The following is a 16,971-nucleotide window of genomic DNA, read 5'->3' as shown; positions in this document are numbered from 1 at the left end:
ATTTCCAGGAGACAATTATAAAACCTGTGTAGGTTCCCAAATTTCTACCTCATCAACAATTTCAAACCCTATGCTTTTATAAAATTCTTGACCTGATCCCACGTATACTTTTCTAACGCCCACTTCATACAGCCTGTTCATACATTCATAAACAACCATTTTCCCTAAGTTATTCCCTCTATAACTTGCTATGGTGCCCACAGGTTCTAACATTCCAATATTATTTTGAAAGTCATACCAACCTGTAGCAAAGGCCGCTATTTGTCCAGAGGAATCAGCAATGCATACGTCGAAAAGTGGCCTATAGTCTACTGAACTTACCAAACCCTTATACGCTCTGGTTCGCTCATTTAGAAGGTTTACTTCTTTTGAATCAGTGTCAGAGAACGCTCTCGCATGAGCCACCGCTCGCTCCTCAGCCGAAAATTGATTAGCGTTTATACATTTAAATCCTTTTGGCAGGTCTATTTGAAGAAGTCCATGCAGATTCATAGTCGCAATTTTTTCAGTGATTCCACTAAAGCTAAGGCCTTTGTTCTTAAATAAGTTTAAAAACAAGTGCCTATGCGCTTTATTAAGCCTTGGATAAAGTCGGCTCTGACCACCTTCCTCTACACTTAAATTATTAAATGCAAAATCTACCATTTCATTTGCAAGGGCCGCATTGCAAAACGTCTCTTTTAACTGAAAAAAAACGTCGCCGTTAATTTCACCTTGCGATGACACAAGCCCTACAATATTGTCCTTTTCATCCGTCCACAGCCCCACTGAAGATGGCCAAGTTTCTAAAATTTCAAGCCATGAACCATCGAAATAGACACACCAATTCCATCTTTCAATGAACCAGTTTGATGACTTCTCTTTGTAGGTATCCATAAGAAAATTTCTGACCCTTTCAAAGTCTTCATGTGTATACTCAATTTTTTTAAATTTCATTTTCTTCCCCCCACACGAAAGAGTATCTTACATTTTTTATACCCTATAACATTTAAGTTGAATTTTGCACTTTTTGAATGTTGTATTTATAAGTCAACATTATATACATTTTAAACACTTGTCAAGTTTTTTGTTTATATAATTACATGTAAACCACTTCCATATATATAATGCGTGATGGTTTTTTTGTGACAGATCATAAGTTGTTTTCAATACTTTGTTAAAAGCTCCACTTCCCATATGATCTACGCTCTCATTCATTGACCTTTAATTATTTAGGCTCCAGATGAAAAGTTATAATGCTACTCTCATTAAATCGACTCTTTAATACACCTTCCAATCTGTCTGAATAGGCATGGGCATCTTGCAAGGACATGTTTTCATCGAATATCAAATGTGCTTCTATCACTTTTTTTGATCCTAAACGTCTAGTTCTAAGATTATGATAGTCCCTAATGCCTTCTGATTCTTTTATCTTTTCTTCAATATACTTAACATCTTCCGATTCAAGGGCCCCATCTATTAATTCATGGAGGGCAGATTTAAGAATTTCAAATGCAACTTTAAATATGAGGCCGCTTACTATAAGTGCTGCTAATGGATCTAGAACCACCCAGTTCTCCCCTAGGATATAGGCTGCCCCAACGCCAACAAATGTTCCTACCGAAGATATTGCATCGGAGCGTTGATGCCAACTATTGGCTATAAGTGCTGAAGAGTCAATCTCTTCACCAATTTTTTTGTGTATCTAAACAAACTTTCTTTGCTTATTATAGAAACAAATGCAATAGCAATGGCTAGTGGTAATGGTTTTGCAATGCTCTCACCTAAGATTACAACCTTGTAAATACTTAAAGAAGCATGCTTGAATATATTTACGCCTGCGTAAAATAAAATACCTCCAACTATCAATGTCGATACCGTCTCATACTTACCATGTCCATAGTTATGATCAGAATCCTCTGGTTTACTTGTAAGTTTAAAACCAAGTAAAACAACTATATCCGTTATAAAGTCGGACAAGGAATGTACTCCATCCGCCAACATGGCGCTACTATTGCCTAGAATCCCAGCAAATATTTTTAATATAGTTAATATGGCATTTGTCAAAAAACCAATCCACGTTGCTTTTTGAGCTCTTTGACTTCTTTGAGTCACTCGATTTTGAATGATTGTCATTTTATTTTTCCTTTCTATTAATTCTATTCGTTAATGTGTTTGTAAAAATTGATTTATCTGTTCACCTCTTTCCTAACTGAGCGACTTGCAAAACATCCTTCATGCACCCTTGCTATACCATATATAGATTTAAGAATCAAAAATTCTATATATGGTATAGCAAGGGTATAGACCTGTAATTTTGCAAGCGCCTGAACGCTTTACTTCAACTTATTAAAGCAAAATTGCATACAAAAAAGCACCTATGGGATATTCCTGTCCCACAAATGCTTATAAACATTCTGCTGTCACCTATATTGTGACCCGGCTAATAAGTTTGACTTACCGCCTGTTCAGATTACTTTTCATGAAATTATATATGCATTATAATCTTCATTCGTTTAATTTGTCAACACTTTTTTATTCAAACCTTTAATCCATAACCATCCTGCAAGAAAGAACTCATTTGTAATTATAAGCAGAATCAATGCATCTATCAGGGCATAGCTTATGGAAAACCAGCCCAGAACCGTAGATACCATCAAAGCCAATATACCCACCAAGCCCCAGATGGCTATAAATTTTGGAATAAGGCTACTTCTTAACAGCAAGATGTAGAATAAAAGTCCACTCACTACAAATGCATAGATATGAACTCGGTCATAAATGACACCGCGTAGATATTGCATATTTGTGTTTAAATAAAACAGTCCTGATAATACCATTAATAACCCTTCTATCCACTTCAAGAGCAAATATAACTTAGAGGTCATTTCCCCAAACTTAGCAAGAAGCGGCCGCATTAAAACCGCTATGCCTACGACAGCCACCCCACTTACAATATCGGCTATGCAAACAACTGCTTTTGACTCTGTCGCAAATCCTACAAGCATTGAGTAGGCTATTATAATGAAAAATCCAACCAAACGACTTCTTGTCTTCATTGGTAAATCTATATTCATCTTGTCACACCTTCCATTTCACAGTATTAAGACCGAGATTCAATCAAAGGCTTCATTAAAATCAAATCCAAGTGATTTCAGATTCTTTTCTAGGGACGGTTCTAAGGTATTTGACCGTTGGATACCCCACACACATAGCTGTTACGACTTCACTGCCTTCTTGTAAATTTAGCAACTTATTAATTTCTTCATTATCTTTAGCGGCGCGTGTGAAGAATCCGTTATAACAAACTCCAAGTTCCAAGGCATTTGCCATAAGTTCCATGTTTGTGGAAGCAATTGCACCATTAAGTTCTGTTTTTGATGCAACCACAATAATCACAGGCGCATCAAAGAAGAGTCTATCCATTGCATTATCAGTCAGACTGTCTTGATACATTTTTCTCCACAATTTTGCATAAGGCACGTATTGTCTGTTATCATCCGTAATATTGTTTAATAAGTGGATGCCTATGTTGTTCAAGCGTTCTAAAGTCAAGGTCTTTAGTTCTGGAATACTCTCTTGAACCACTATGAATGACACATCTTGTCTATTGCCAGCGGTTTGTGTATACCTTCCCGCTTCAATTATGCTACGAATTTTTTCTTCTTCTACAGTCTTTTTCTCAAACTGTCGAACAGTCCTTCTAAACTTAATAAAATTGAGTAGCTTATTTGCTTCAATATCAAAATCTTCTGATTGATATTCTTTAACCTGATCCATTTCATAATCATCAGTTAACACAGCCCGCTTGGGACATACAGCAATACAATGTCCACATTTAATACATCTAGAATTTTTGATGACAGCACAATTTTCTACAAGTTCAATATCTTGAACAAAGCAATCTCTTACACATAGACCGCAGCCTATGCAGTCTTCTTTTTTGACTTTAAACATAATTTAAGTTCAACTCCTTAAATAGGCAATCTTTTTTTATCTCCAGCTTTTTTATTTGAATGTGTATTTTTTAAACGCGTCTTTGCATGGATTTCCAAAATTTATATAGAAACACCTATTAGATGGGTCTGCTATATAGGTGACTAAGGTCTTGAATTTGCCATGTTGACACATACTCATATTTTCATGCGGTCCACCAAGATCATGATCAGATGCTATTTTTTTCATAAGGTCAATATCAAAATCGCCCTCATGCTGACTGATTAAATCTTGCATACGCGCATGTCTATGTCTTGCATTAAGGTTTTTATTATCAGGATAGCCCTTAAACAAGTCTTTTTTTCTTAGCGCTTCTGCTTCTGGAAGATTTGTTGTGCCTAATACTGAATTCTCTACAATTGTTTTTATTCGAATATCATCAGAACATTCATATCTTACGAGTTGCTCAGAATCTCCCAGATAGACCACAGCACCTAAATTCGTATTTGGCAATTTGTCTATCAGTCTCATAGCTTCATCAACACTTGCACACTCATATAGGGGTCTTTGTAAGACAACAAGAGGAATATTGCCTTTAATGAGACCATCAATTTCAAGAAAGAATAAGGTTCCTGCCCATGCCAAACCGTCTTCATTCATACCATGGTTGAGCAGAACAGTGCCCACCATGACACTACCCTTAACCTGTTTTCCAGACTTAGGTGTCATGTGGATCATAATTTCATATTTTTCAACTTCTTTACTTTCATCCGCATTCATACCAATTAATGTGTTCTTATTTTTTGAAGCTTCACCGTGTGCCCCCCATATTGAACACGTCATCATGACATCAGTTGCCATATTCAAGAACATGACATCTTCTAAGTCTAACCCTGAGCCTTCAGATATTCCCCGAATCATTTCAAGCATGTCAGGTGCATATTCTTTCAGTGTATTTTCGAAATAAACCATACCTTCTCTAAACTTCTTTTTGTCCTTCTTTAAACTAAATAGTGAGTGAAGGAAATATTTCATATTTGGACTAAATGTTGTTGATCCAGGTTGTCTACACAATGACACCATTAGATATATAAATTTTGAGAACAGCTTTATGTCTTTCTTGAATGTCTTTCCGTAATCTACACCCATATCATAAAAGGATCCGCTTAAATGCAGTTCTTTCATCTTTATTCCTCCAATCCCTCTACTTTACATCTTTCAGCTAGCTTTTTTTGCTGTCTAATGCATATGTCTTCATAAAAGAAGATATATCCATACCTTCTATAGTTTCATATGAAATTGTTGATCGCATTGCTCTATTATTCATAATGCCAAGTACAAAAGATCTTTTATAATTGTTAAGACTTTCTAGGCTGTCCCACTGGTAAACGCCCTGCCAATAATCTGTTTCATGGTCTATCATCCACATCTTATTCTGAAATCCTTTTGATCCAACTATTAATGGTATCGGAATCCGTGAAAGTCTGATATTCTTCTGATGCGAAAAATTTTTGAATTTAAAACGTACTATAAATAGGCAAGGACACGATGGTTCAAAGTTCCTCTTCAGACCAATGTGTCTAAAGACTTGAAACTTATAATTATTCCCCATAAGAATCATTCGACCTTTATCCGCATTTAAGAAAACAAGCCTACCCATTATTAGCTTTTGAAGAAATCTTATAATTGGAATAATCATACCCGCAAGCACCTCCAGTTCCATTTAGAACACAGTCACTTTTTATTTAGTCTCAAATTTGAGCGAAGCCTCTTCTATATATTTTGGAATATCGATACTTTGAGGACATTTTCGTACACATAGGCCACACCGTGTACAGTTAGATCCTTTTCCGTTTGCTAACTCAACCATGACTCTATAAAATGACTTTCCGTGTCGATCCGACCCCGCTAAGACAGAATCATTGTAGACCTTGAATATATTAGGTATATTCACATTTTGCGGGCACGGCATGCAGTATCCACAAGAAGAGCAAGGTATCAGATTTTGGGCATTGTAAATTTCTACTATTTTATCTACCAAGGCGAGTTCCGTTTCACTAATCGATGCCGTCTGAGTACTTTCGAATGTTTTAAGGTTCTTCTTCACATCGTCAAGGTTTGACATACCGCTGACAATAACATCAATTTCGGATATTCTTGACAACCATCTTAAACATAAGTCAGGTAAAGACTTTATATTATTTTCTTTTAATAAGGTTTTAACTTCCTCAGGTATATTTTTTGAGAGTATTCCACCTTTCAAGGGTTCCATAATGCCCACAGCAAGCCCCTTTGATTTAGCATATTGTATACCTTCCAAACCAACTTGAAATTTTTGATCCAAAATATTGTACTGAACCATGCAAAAGTCCCAGTTATAATAATCTACGACCTCTTTAAAGAAATCATAATCTGCATGCAAGGAAAAACCGATTCTTTTGATTTTGCCTTCATCTTTTAGCTTTTCAAGAACAGATAAACCATCATACTCTACAACATTTTTCCAAACGGCTGGGCGTATATTATGAAAGAGATAAGTGTCAATGTAATCCGTTTCTAGCCGCATAAGTTCTTCATTAAACATGCGATTATAATCTTCTCGACTGTTAATATTCAGTATGAGGGCTTTGGTGGTTATATTGACTTTTTCTCTATAACCATCTTTTAACGCCTTGCCGAGTAAAACTTCATTCCCTGGATAGCCATAAGCCGTATCAACATAATTTATACCGCAATCAATTGCATATCTAATATTGGAAATGGCCTTTTCTTCATCGAAAACCTTTGTCCCATCGGACAGAACTCTCATCGGAGGTCTCATAAACCCAAATCCCAGTCGTGAAGTGGTAAAGCCTGTCTTTCCCAATTTGTTAAAAATCATATCTCCCCTCCATTTTCCATAACCCCTATCATTCCCATCATTCCCAAATCAGATTATCACTGCTAGATTTTCTTATACATGCTTTGAGTAATTACTTTAAACCCATTGTTCTCATATAATGAAATAGCCGACTCATTAAAGATATAGACATTGAGCTCCGCACTCTTAGCACCATGATCCTGACCCCACTTTATCAAGTGGTCGAGCAGAAGCTGTCCAGTGCCTTCGCTCCGCCGTGATGTGTCTACAACCAAGCTATTAATCTGAATATATTTACGTTTTACAAGCACATCAAAATCAGGCGATTCCATGAGGCGTCCTTCTACAAACCCAATAACTTTTTCATCATCAGTAGCAACTGCCAGATGGCACATAGAGTTCTCTAATAGGTTGATTAAATACTCTTTCGTTCGCCCAATTTCAGCCGGCTCTTGAAACCGTTCTGCATGCCTTACTCGGTGAAGCTTATCCAATTGCTCGTAGAGTCGATTTATAGATTCAAAATCAGATTCACAAGCTTGTCTAATTGTAACCATTGTAGTCTCCTATAAAACTTTCATCATTTCGTGCTGCTCAATTTCAACCGTCATACCAATTTTTCTTAAAAACCCTTCATATAGAATGTTATTACAAGATATAGTGCCCATTGATTCAAAATCATGCTGATTTTGAATATGAGCAATAATCGATTGTCCATATCCATTTTGTCTATGTCTTGGGTCAACCCATATAAAATATATTGTGCCACTGTCATTAACCGATGCTAGACCAATATGTTGATTCTCTTCATAAAAAGAATAGTAATTCACATTACTCATAGCTTCCAGACTAAAGAACTCCCCCTGCCAATTTAGATAAAGACTTGGCATTGTACTTCGAAGGTCGTGGACTGACTTAAAATCGGTCTTTTCCATTCTCAAATTATGATTTAGTATAGGTTTAGGATTTGATAGCTTATAGTATCTAAAGTCATTTACTGGATGGTAACCCACCCTTTTATAAAACCGAATAGCCTTATCATTTTCTTTTAACACTTCGAGAAACAGGAGCTTACAATTATTCTCTTTAGCCACTTGTTCGTGTTTTTCAAAGAGCTTCTCCCCAATACCTTTTTTCCTCATTTGTGGAATCACTGCAAATCCACCACATCTCATGGTTTTTACACCATGAAAGTTTTGAATCTTGCCTAAAATAAGTCCAGCGGGCTGATCCTTATCAAAGGCTAGATATGACAAATCTCTACTTGCGTCGATTTCAAGAAATCTGTGCACAAAGGCCTCTTGCCCCATATCTAAAGAAATTGAATAATCCGAGTACCCCTTCTTGAAGACTTGGTAGATCACACTATCGTCTACATCCCTTGCTTTAACTAATCTGATCATACTATTACCTTCTTTCATAAAAAACATACTGAACATACTGCAAACCCCATCCTCGACCGAATACTATTTATTGCTGAATCTAAACACTTCCCTGAGTCCCCTACTAAACGTCGCAGGTATTACAGACAAATGCGTTTCGCATTCAAAAATATGTGAAGCCAATCGCAAGCCGACATACTCTCTTTGATAAAGTGTTGCAACGAGTTCTTTTACATTACCAACCATCTGTGCAAAAATAGGCTCATATACAGCTTCCAGTTCCCCAACTGATATAAAAACTTTTGCTTCCAAGGCCTTATGCATTTTGCTATAATCTTCTTCAAGTTTTAGTATTACACGGTTGTCCCAATATATTGATGGACTGCCTATTACGTAACGCTTGAATGTGCCTGGCTCCGTAAATAGGGTGTAAAGGGCAAAAAGTCCACTATAAGAATCTCCTATAAGTGTGGAATCTTCTGATATAGTCCTATACCGACTGTTTACAAAGTTCATTAGGTCTTCTTGTAAAAAAGTTAGAAATTCGTTTGCATTCCCAGAATTTTCTGATACTAAATTATAAGTTGGCAGGTAGTCACGGTCTCTCAAAACCATATGGTCTTCATCATTTGGATACCCCACGCCAACTAAAATGACTTCTGGCACTTCTTGTCCGTATTGAAGGAGGTGCAGTGTGTCAGATACCAGTCCCCAAAAGATATTGGAATCCAGTAAATATACGACAGGATACCTGGTCTTTTTTGACCCATACCCTTTAGGGAGTTTGACCTTAATTTGGAATAAGTCATTAATTTTTCTTGAGTGCAATAAATGCTTTTCTATCGTCATTAAAAACACGCCCTTGATATTGTTATTTCTTTCAAAGCTGACTCTATAGTTAATCTAACAATCGGTTTGTCTGTTTGCACTCGTCTTGTCCCTAAAGTAAAGTGCCCCTTTTCCATTTCATCAACCTCAAATTTTATACCCTTAAGCTCTAAAAGTTCTGATAACTGCTCATACATAGCCTTGTGGGAAATTTCATCTGATGTGCCAAAATGATAAAGTCCAGACTGTTTAGATTCTATTATCATTAAAGTCTTACGAGCCACACTTGTAGCGGTTTCTATATTAAGATGCAGATTATTATACAAAGTAAAGGCACTGCCCTCTTTTGCTGCTTTCTTCAAGTCTCTTATCCGTTTACAATCATAATCTAAAACCATAGGGAGCCTTATAACAACACTATCATTTGGCAATATCTCGCGAATGATGTCCTCACATTCAGCTTTAAAACGACCATAGTCTGACTTAGCCATTGTCTTGTCATCTTCATAGTGAATCCGACTCAAATCTCCATCAAAGACATTTGCGGTTGAAAAAAACAAGATTTTGGTATTCGTGTGCTGGATCTTTTCTGCAAGTTGTTTATGAAGTTCTAACTGATCTTCAAAATCTCCACGAAGGCAAGAAATCACATAAGATGGTTTATTTTCTTCCAGCCATAAAATCAAAGCCTCTGGAGTCTTTATATCTAAATAAAAACGCTTGACACCATCTTTTAATCTCGGAACTTTAGAATGATATGTCCCGTAAATCTCAGCAAAGTCTTGGCACCTTAATCTCTTGCTTATAGCCCTTCCAATTAGACCATTTTCTCCTAGTATCAGAATTTTATCCATGGTTTTCTCCAAACTTCTTATTTGAACTAAAGTCTCTATACATCAAAACTACATCAAAATTACATCAAAATTTTACGCCCTCTAAACATTCAATTCGTTTAAAGATAAGTCCCTGTAAACAAGGTCATCCCTTATAGAAAACCCTTGTGAAGCCCAAAACTTATTACCCACAGTGTTGTTTTCAAATACAACTAAACAAAGTTTGTGTATTCCTTCTTTTTTTACAGAGTCGATAACATTATTCAGTAGCATCTTGCCAATGCCACGCCCCCTATATTTCTCATTGACCACAGCATGATAAACATATGCTCGTCTGCCATCATGTCCGCATAAAATAAGGCCTACGAGTTCTCCATCAATTCTACACACAAAATTTGTATTTGGATTTCTTAAAAGAAAGCGCGCAATCCCCTCTTTGGAATCATCAAGAGATCTTAATCCCATACCCGCGGTATGAGTCCACAGGGTATATGCTTCTTCATAATCATCAATTTGCATTAAATTTACATTCATAGAATCACATCCAACCAAACACAACTGCACTGACCATAATGACAAGGGGAATGGCTTCTATGCCATGAATGATGACCGCTGGCCAAAATGATCGATACCTTTTATTTAAGTAAGCAATAAAAAGACTCGACAATAACAAGGTGGGAATAAACTCAATTTTATGAACATGATAAAGCGCAAATAGAATGCCGTTTGCTAGCCAGTCCCACCGACCAAAAACCCCCTGCATTTTAGGCAGGAGTATACCCCTGAAAAACAGTTCCTCTCCAAGTATATAGTTGAATATCATTGAAACAAACATTGTAAAAAACACATACCATGCTCCGCGAAAAACTGGATCTACAAGATTTTGAATATTTGCAAAATCTGGTGTTTCTAAGTGAGGAAATATTTTTAACAGCCCCTCATTCATAAAACTAAAAAAACCTGTTTGAGATACGAAAGCTGAGTAAAAGATGACTGGAATAGTCAACCAAAGGGCCTTATTAAATGTATCACCTGTTTTCCTGTCTACTGGTGGGTTAATCCATAGTCTCTTTTTTACTCTACTCCAGTCGAGTGTTTTCAATTCTATTTTCAATACAACAACAGAAACAACAAACTGCCACATCATTCCTATTATCATAAACCACCAAAAAATCATGCCAGGGTGTATATTAAAAACAGGAATTAACCAAGGTACAACTATGAATCTAAACAGCCCCATTGGCAATGTTACCAGTGCCCACAGCAGTATAATCTTGACTAAACTGTACTGGTCATTTTCCACATTTGTCATTAGTAGCCCTCTTTCCTAAAGTTTTCTTTTCAAACGTTCCCATTCTTCTTTCAATACACCATAACTAACTGAGTCATAGTACACACCCTCTACAATTCTTGCCTTTCTATATTCAGCCTCTTTTTTCAACCCCATCTTTTCTGCCAATTTCATCATTCTTACATTTCCAGACCATGTGGTTAGACCTATTCTGACCAGGGCCTCTTTACGCTCAAACATTTTGTCAATCCACATGGATAAAGCCTTATAACCAACGCCACAACCCCAGTAGTTCTCATTGAAAATTACAATGCCAACTTCAAGCCAATTGGTTTCTTCTGACTTCCAGTACCAATTTACAAGACCAATTATTTCATTTTTTGTCGCATCAGCTATAATTTCTTTGTTTCCCAATACGTTCTTTTCTCCTGATTCAAGTTTGCTACGCAGAACTCTAATCTTTTCTTCGTGTTCCTCTTCATTATCATGTTTATAATAGGGTCCATTGTATTTATGATACGCCCTTGATGGATGCGTCATCTCTCTATAGTCTTCAATATCTTCTAATTCTAACGGTCTCAGTTTTAAACTTGACAACGTCTTCAATACAATCCCTCCAAAGATGTTATGTTTTCCTCTTCAATTATTCATATCAATAATTATTCTGATCTTAAATATTTAAGAACCAATCACATTCCCATCACCATCCGTGACAAATGTCCCTTTTGACGAGTCTAATATGACGTACTGATTTTTCCATGGATCTTCTACCACGGCGCATTTGCCAATTCTAATATCAAATGGCTCTACAATGACCCTTCCACCTGCCTGAACTATAGTCTTGACAGCTTCATAAACAGAGTCAACTTTCAAGTCCACTTCCTGTCCTTGCCTTTCATTGTTGATAACAATCTCTGTAACATCGTTATCCATGCCAAGTCCAATGGCTGTATCTGTTCTCCAAATTAATTTTAAACCAAGGCCATCTCGATAATATTTTAATCCCGCCTCTAAGTCTTCAACATAGAGTCTAAAACAGTCCATTTTTGTGAATAAGCTTTGATTCGTTGGGGTTGTCATGTGTAACTCCTATCATTGTAAATTCAGATGTTCATTTATGCTTTTAACAATAATTGTACTTCTTTCTCAATCGCAATTTTTCTTGATTCATACTCACTATTATCATTTGATATATACCACTCAAATGCTTCTTTCAAGCCATCCTCTAAGTCACACTTTGGAATATAAAGCTTATCTTCAATCAACTGATTAATGGAAAGCTCATAATGCATATCTAAATAAGGGAAATACTTTATTACATCTACCTTACTCGTGTTCACAATTTCAAAACTTGCCTTTGAGCTTAGTAACTTTCCATGTTGTAACACAATTTCCTTAAATGAATAGGTTTTAGGATGTGTGATATTATAAACCTTTCCTATAGCCTTTTGTGATGCCAAGGCACTTTCAACAAACTTAAGCAAATCTTCGATATATATAAACTGAATTCTACTATGGGAATTCGGTAATGGTATTTTCTTTCCATTTAATAGAGCATCAAAGAAATAAGCTTCTCTATATAAGTTATTTCCTGGACCATAAATATATGTTGGTCTGATGATTGTTATTGGTAAGTCCTTTTTCAAACGCTCATAATATAAGACTTGCTCTGTTTGATATTTATTGACACCGTAGTTTCCGACTAAGATATTTTCACCTTTGGGACTCTCTTCGCTAAGAATATTTTGTGAAGGGACATACACCCCACCCGTACTACAAAACAAATATCGCTTTAAGCAAGTCGTCTTTAAATTTTGGAGTAAAATCGATACATCACTCGGTTCATAGGCTGAAATATCAATTACATAGTCGAATTCATCTTTTGAAATCTGCTTGATATCTTTATTTGAGCTTCTATCTCCAATATAGTGCTTGTGAACGCCCTTATAATTGACAGGCCGTTTGCCTCTTGTAAAAATGGACACCTGATGACCTCTAGCAATAAAATACTTGGCAATTTCCTGGCTTACAAACTGTGTCCCACCCATGACCAATGTTTTCATTAAGATTCCCCCCATAAACACATGACTATTATTACAGATGCAAGGCTCCTGCACTTCCTATACAAAGCCACTTTATTTTTTCCAGTGAACGCTTAGACTATTTAGTGTATGAACAATTTCAATATTTGATTTCAATGTTTTATTGATTTCTTTTTTCTTGTTGGTTTTATAAATTTCATTGAAATCGCAGTCATCTTTTCCGTATTGGTTTGTTAGAGATAAATTTAATTTCATAGCTCATCCTCTGCATTAAAAGCAAGTATACTTTGTGTGATTTCTAAATTTTTCGACTAATTCCACATCTATATTATCATATAATCCTAGTTTTAACTAACTTTTTGTACACATAATGTTGATTGTGTATTATAAATATATTGCTATATCGTTTCACTGGCAATCCATTTAGTGATATAATCAAACAAAACGATTATTTGTAATTTTGTTTATTTTTAAACTGCGGTTAAGACCTAAATTTCTGTTAAGATATAATTGTTTGAAGACAAAACCATTGCATTAAGTTACTGATAGGAGAACAAATGGGAGTTGATCTCTATGCTAGATCTAATTGATGCGTTTAAAACTGAAAATGACTATGAGAAGATTTTTAAGCAATTTGGCGTCTTAAATACTGGTTTGTGGAAAATGGACCGAAATGGTGACGTGTCCTTATATAATCAAGCATTTTATAGTAGACTCAACCTTAGATTTCCTTTTACTACAATAGATGACTGGATGAAGAACGTTCATCCGGAAGATAGGAAGTCTTTTAAGGAAGTTTTGAAAGATCACACTCAATCAAGAGAAGTCAAGGTTCAATCAGAATATAGGTTGCTTGACAGATCAGGAGAATGCATATGGATAAAAGCCAATGGAATTGCACACTATAGCACGAGTGGGCATTTGCAGGCCATGTATGGATGCCATGTCGATATAACAGAACAGAAGCTATTCCAAGCCAAGCTGCATGACATTGCTTATTTAGATGAGGTTACAGGTTTTTTTAACTATTCCAAGGCCACCCTTGATATATCTTATGCTATTTCAAAAAACAAACAGACCACCATGATACTTATAAAAGTTTTTGATTATATGCAGTTGGTATCCATTCATGGTGTGGAGTTTGTTGATCAAGTCATAGAGAAGGGTGCGCATATTATAAATCGAATTTTACCCAACCACTACTCCATTTACAGACTGAACTCTAGCGAAATTGCATTAACCACAGGTCAAACCGTTTCAGAATATGAAATACGAGAGACTATTTGCAAAATCCAAAAATCTATTAATAAACTTTCAAGGTCTTTAGATTTATCAGGCAATATTCGCTTGACCTCAAGCGTTATTCAGTTTCCTCTTGCTGGATATGACAATTCATGTGACGATGTTTTAAAAAGGGCCTATCTCTCACTGACAAAATCTATACGTGTTGGAACTGGTTCGACTGTATTCTATGAGGCAATTGATAAATCTGAGTTAAAACGGACTCTACACATAGAAAACAATATGAGAAAAGATCTTAGCCAAGGACGATTTTCTGTCTTATTTCAGCCTTTGATTGTAGAAAACAAACCTGCCGACAGGCGATTTGAAGCTTTAGTTAGGTGGCATACTATGGAATGGGGATACATTAGTCCAAATGTTTTTATACCCATTTCAGAAGAAAACCTCGTTATACTAGACATTGGTGACTTTGTCCTTGAAGAAGCTTGTAAGTTTATTCAGACCTACAACATGCATTATAAATTTGATGTTCGAGTATCTGTCAATATTTCTGTCAAGCAGCTCATGCAAGCTGATTTTTCTGATAGGATCATGAAAATAATTGATGCATATGGTCTTACTTATAAATCATTTGTCTTTGAAGTGACAGAATCTATACTTATTGAGAACTTCGAATATATCAACAAACATCTAAGTTATTTGAAAAACCTTGGATTTGGAATATCGCTTGACGATTTTGGAACAGGGTATGCAGCACTTAATACGGTTGTAAAAGTCCCACTTACAGAAATTAAAATAGATAGAAGTATTATTCAACAAGTATGCGAAGATCCACTCATGCACTCTTTTGTTGAAAGTTTTATGACCTTGTTCCACGAACACAATGTGGACGTTGTTGCTGAGGGGGTAGAAACTCTGGAGATGTACTCAATTTTGTCCGATCTCAAATTCGACGCTTATCAAGGTTATTATTTCTCAAAACCCCTGTCCAAAGAGCTCATTTTAAAGGCAGACAATGATCATTAATGTCAAAATGATGAATCCCTAGCTTCTTTACCATCAAGCGGTCTTGATAAAGGAACTAGGGATTTTTATTTATTCATTCATTATTGATTTTGAAATGACTAGCCCAGGTCATAAAGCGACTTAAATAAATTTACATTATTCGAAATTTACTTTATCTTGACCCAGTGGATATTGCTTACATATTCAAAACCAGCCTTCTTTGCAAGGTTGATAGATTTTGTATTGTCTTTTTCAATGTGAACAAAGGGCAGTTTATCTTTACTTAGTAGTCTTCTAATTGTTTCATTGCTTAATTTTAGAGCATATCCTTTATTCCTATGCGCCTCGACAACATTCATAAAACCCATGGCTCCATCATCATGGGTCAGTATCCATGCAATTAATTTCCCGTCAACTTTGATGCCTAGACCTATCCCTTTTTTAATTCTATCTTTTACATACTGAACATCTGTATAATCACCATAGGTATTATTCTCGTGAATATACAGAGCATCCTCTTGAGTCAGTTCGTAAACCTCTTCCTTAGGTATATCTTTTCGTCCCTTATAAACCAATTTAGTACAGGACAAAATCCATTCAATTTTATAATGGTTTTTTAAGTACTCAAAAACATCCTCATCAAGTGTGGCAATGTGCTTGTCTTCAGGTCTGATTTCATTGACAATATCAACAAAATCTTCACTATTTGAAAGGCTTATGTAGGTCCATTCTTTATCACTTTTCCCCGTGATTATAACTGAATCATTGATAAATTTTACTCTGCTTAAGTCATAATCACTTGCAAAATTAATAAGATTAACGTTTTTCTCAAGATTTTTTTTCAGTTTTTTATATTGCTCAGTATTTAATTTCATAAAATCACCTATTCTTATTCTCAGTTCAGTATTCTTTTACCGCCTAGGTCGCATTCTCCCTAACAATTGGATAAACTTTTTTTGAGAAGGTGTTCCCTCAATTTTCTCTTTGGGTGGATACGCTTTTTCACATTCTAATAATTCTTCTTCAGTAATGAAATTAACAGCTTGCAAAACTTTAGCTCATTGAACGAATATACCCCATACGCTAGTCTACTAAAATCTCAAAACGGCACTCTTTATCACCACTAAGAATTGTTGCTAGTATCTCAACCTTTATTTCGGATTCTGGCTTCAAAGTACTAAGTACATGTATGATACTTTGTCTAGAACATTCACAAATGCTGTCCGTATTGATATATCCCATTTTATGTAATTCACATGAGCAACTTGGGTATGCTATTTCATATTTGTGTGTAGGGACAAGTACTTGCCCAACTGTATGACCTATTTCAGACAAACGTAATATGAACTGATCTAAATCATTATTACACTCTATATAATGATTTCTAAATGACTCAATTAGTCCTCTTTTAACACAATTTGCACCACAATTTGAAAAAAACTTTTCCTTTGATTTCTGATCTAAGCTGCTTATGCCTTCTTCAAACCACTTAAACCAATCAATCAAGAAATCAGACATAATAACCTCCATTTATTCTCATCGCTTGCTATGAACAATTTGAATTAACTGTGCC

19 protein-coding genes, 1 pseudogene and 1 riboswitch are annotated in these 16,971 nt (G+C 35.7%); of the genes and pseudogenes, 1 reads left to right on the top strand and 19 read right to left on the bottom strand.

The genetic code is table 11. The features are described 5' to 3' along the window. Positions 1-15: 15 nt before the first annotated feature. From ACQ4KW_RS07645 to ACQ4KW_RS07565, 17 genes and pseudogenes are all read right to left on the bottom strand, one after another. The gene (locus tag ACQ4KW_RS07645) at positions 16-936 is read right to left on the bottom strand and encodes a GNAT family N-acetyltransferase (RefSeq protein WP_430885937.1); all 921 of its coding nucleotides are present in this window, start codon (positions 934-936) and stop codon (positions 16-18) included. Between the two features lie 271 nt (positions 937-1,207). Next, a pseudogene (locus tag ACQ4KW_RS07640) lies at positions 1,208-2,115 on the bottom strand (cation diffusion facilitator family transporter). Positions 2,116-2,368: 253 nt separating this feature from the next. Beyond that, positions 2,369-2,461, bottom strand: a riboswitch (NiCo riboswitch). A 34-nt stretch (positions 2,462-2,495) separates the two neighbouring features. Beyond that, positions 2,496-3,056 (bottom strand): DUF4386 family protein, encoded by a 561-nt coding sequence (locus tag ACQ4KW_RS07635; protein WP_430885936.1) that lies wholly within the window; start codon positions 3,054-3,056, stop codon positions 2,496-2,498. 61 nt (positions 3,057-3,117) lie between these two features. Next, the gene (locus tag ACQ4KW_RS07630) at positions 3,118-3,936 is read right to left on the bottom strand and encodes a nitroreductase family protein (RefSeq protein WP_430885935.1); all 819 of its coding nucleotides are present in this window, start codon (positions 3,934-3,936) and stop codon (positions 3,118-3,120) included. Between the two features lie 51 nt (positions 3,937-3,987). Then, positions 3,988-5,100 (bottom strand): C45 family autoproteolytic acyltransferase/hydolase, encoded by a 1,113-nt coding sequence (locus tag ACQ4KW_RS07625; protein ID WP_430885934.1) that lies wholly within the window; start codon positions 5,098-5,100, stop codon positions 3,988-3,990. 37 nt (positions 5,101-5,137) lie between these two features. Next, entirely contained in the window at positions 5,138-5,614 is a 477-nt protein-coding gene (locus ACQ4KW_RS07620) for a hypothetical protein (RefSeq protein ID WP_430885933.1), read from the bottom strand. 42 nt (positions 5,615-5,656) lie between these two features. After that, a complete protein-coding gene (locus ACQ4KW_RS07615; protein WP_430885932.1) occupies positions 5,657-6,796 on the bottom strand; it encodes an aldo/keto reductase in 1,140 nt (379 codons plus the stop codon). A gap of 62 nt (positions 6,797-6,858) precedes the next feature. Next, complete coding sequence (locus ACQ4KW_RS07610; protein WP_430885931.1) at positions 6,859-7,332, bottom strand: GNAT family N-acetyltransferase; 474 nt, start codon at positions 7,330-7,332, stop codon at positions 6,859-6,861. Positions 7,333-7,341: 9 nt separating this feature from the next. Further along, positions 7,342-8,178, bottom strand: a complete 837-nt coding sequence (locus tag ACQ4KW_RS07605; RefSeq protein WP_430885930.1) for a GNAT family N-acetyltransferase — start codon at positions 8,176-8,178, stop codon at positions 7,342-7,344. Between the two features lie 63 nt (positions 8,179-8,241). After that, complete coding sequence (locus ACQ4KW_RS07600) at positions 8,242-9,006, bottom strand: alpha/beta hydrolase (RefSeq protein ID WP_430885929.1); 765 nt, start codon at positions 9,004-9,006, stop codon at positions 8,242-8,244. Beyond that, on the bottom strand, positions 9,006-9,839 hold the full coding sequence (locus ACQ4KW_RS07595; RefSeq protein WP_430885928.1) for a sugar nucleotide-binding protein: 834 nt from the start codon (positions 9,837-9,839) through the stop codon (positions 9,006-9,008). The genes ACQ4KW_RS07600 and ACQ4KW_RS07595 overlap by 1 nt, the downstream gene beginning before the upstream one ends. A gap of 81 nt (positions 9,840-9,920) precedes the next feature. Further along, the gene (locus ACQ4KW_RS07590) at positions 9,921-10,352 is read right to left on the bottom strand and encodes a GNAT family N-acetyltransferase (protein ID WP_430885927.1); all 432 of its coding nucleotides are present in this window, start codon (positions 10,350-10,352) and stop codon (positions 9,921-9,923) included. A 4-nt stretch (positions 10,353-10,356) separates the two neighbouring features. Then, a complete protein-coding gene (locus ACQ4KW_RS07585; protein WP_430885926.1) occupies positions 10,357-11,130 on the bottom strand; it encodes a lysostaphin resistance A-like protein in 774 nt (257 codons plus the stop codon). 15 nt (positions 11,131-11,145) lie between these two features. Beyond that, positions 11,146-11,715 carry a GNAT family N-acetyltransferase gene (locus tag ACQ4KW_RS07580; RefSeq protein ID WP_430885925.1) on the bottom strand — a complete coding sequence of 190 codons (570 nt, stop codon included), beginning with the start codon at positions 11,713-11,715 and terminating at the stop codon, positions 11,146-11,148. Between the two features lie 72 nt (positions 11,716-11,787). Then, positions 11,788-12,189 (bottom strand): VOC family protein, encoded by a 402-nt coding sequence (locus tag ACQ4KW_RS07575; protein ID WP_430885924.1) that lies wholly within the window; start codon positions 12,187-12,189, stop codon positions 11,788-11,790. Between the two features lie 35 nt (positions 12,190-12,224). Continuing rightward, positions 12,225-13,172 carry an NAD-dependent epimerase/dehydratase family protein gene (locus tag ACQ4KW_RS07570; protein WP_430885923.1) on the bottom strand — a complete coding sequence of 316 codons (948 nt, stop codon included), beginning with the start codon at positions 13,170-13,172 and terminating at the stop codon, positions 12,225-12,227. A gap of 72 nt (positions 13,173-13,244) precedes the next feature. Beyond that, positions 13,245-13,406 carry a hypothetical protein gene (locus ACQ4KW_RS07565; RefSeq protein ID WP_430885922.1) on the bottom strand — a complete coding sequence of 54 codons (162 nt, stop codon included), beginning with the start codon at positions 13,404-13,406 and terminating at the stop codon, positions 13,245-13,247. Between the two features lie 318 nt (positions 13,407-13,724). Between ACQ4KW_RS07565 and ACQ4KW_RS07560 the strand changes: the two genes are divergently transcribed. Next, a complete protein-coding gene (locus ACQ4KW_RS07560) occupies positions 13,725-15,419 on the top strand; it encodes an EAL domain-containing protein (RefSeq protein ID WP_430885921.1) in 1,695 nt (564 codons plus the stop codon). A gap of 146 nt (positions 15,420-15,565) precedes the next feature. On the opposite strand, the gene ACQ4KW_RS07555 is transcribed toward ACQ4KW_RS07560, so the two are convergent. Continuing rightward, positions 15,566-16,273 carry a GNAT family N-acetyltransferase gene (locus ACQ4KW_RS07555; RefSeq protein WP_430885920.1) on the bottom strand — a complete coding sequence of 236 codons (708 nt, stop codon included), beginning with the start codon at positions 16,271-16,273 and terminating at the stop codon, positions 15,566-15,568. Positions 16,274-16,481: 208 nt separating this feature from the next. Then, a complete protein-coding gene (locus tag ACQ4KW_RS07550) occupies positions 16,482-16,916 on the bottom strand; it encodes a hypothetical protein (RefSeq protein ID WP_430885919.1) in 435 nt (144 codons plus the stop codon). Positions 16,917-16,971 lie beyond the last annotated feature (55 nt).

Origin of the sequence: Tianxiuia mixotrophica, assembly GCF_050596425.1 — a bacterium.
Taxonomy (GTDB): Bacteria; Bacillota; Clostridia; order Peptostreptococcales; family Acidaminobacteraceae.
This window is presented reverse-complemented; position numbering and strand designations above follow the sequence as displayed.